1 protein-coding gene is annotated in these 857 nt (G+C 35.9%); it reads right to left on the bottom strand.

The features are described 5' to 3' along the window. Window positions 1-111: 111 nt before the first annotated feature. Window positions 112-857: hypothetical protein (locus RM545_RS17455; RefSeq protein ID WP_311496566.1), on the bottom strand; the 746-nt coding region annotated here is incomplete at its 5' end.

The raw sequence follows: 857 nt of genomic DNA on the forward strand, positions 1-857 counted from the left end.
TGGTGAGCTTGATTTTCCGTTAGGAAAATCAGGCGCAGCAAGTACGCACAGAGTTTCGAATTGGAACAGGTTTTAGCATTGTTTTTATATGCTGTTAGGGCACGTTTTCTTTTAGGAATTCCCTGTTATTTTAACTTCGTCAATTTTCCATCCATCACTATCTTTTCTAAGAAAAATAGTTGCAGAATGGCCACATAATTTTCCGCATCCGTACGTTGCAGTCAAAACTCCAAAATTTCCAGATTTATCAAATTGTATTCTTGAAAAAGTTGCAATCCCAAAGAAGAGAAATGGATAATCTTTTTTCCATATCTCCCGTCCCTCAGGAAATTCGGAACGATATTTAAATTTGAATTTATCACTCCTAACCTTATTCAATGCAATTTTGTACCCAGTTTTATAGTCAGAATTGGGAACGCTGTCAACTTCTTTAAAATGAGAAGTGATTTTTTCTCTTTCTCTTTCATCTAATTCATAAATAGTATCATATACAGCAATTACTATTAGTGACGTATCCTTTTCTATCGCTTCAACTTTTTCAAAGTACGCCTTTTCCCACTGCCTAATTATTTCTACACTGTCCTTTTCGTTCGATGGTGGTGGCGGTGGTGGTAAAGAGAGTCGAAAGTCGGTATAAAGCTCTTCCACCAATATTGGCAAAAGTTCTATCATTATTTCCTTTTCATGTATGGAATCGGATTTGTTTCGTCCGACTATTGAACAGGATAGCTGTAGAAGGATCATAAGAGAAAGAACAATGCGCATTTTTACTTGGTTTATAAGAAAAAGGTCTGAGGTTGTATATTTTTTATTGTTACGCACAATGTGCCCTAACGTCCCATATAAAAACTGTGCGA

Source organism: Autumnicola lenta (assembly GCF_031846515.1).
In the GTDB taxonomy this organism is placed as follows: Bacteria; Bacteroidota; Bacteroidia; order Flavobacteriales; family Flavobacteriaceae; genus Autumnicola; species Autumnicola lenta.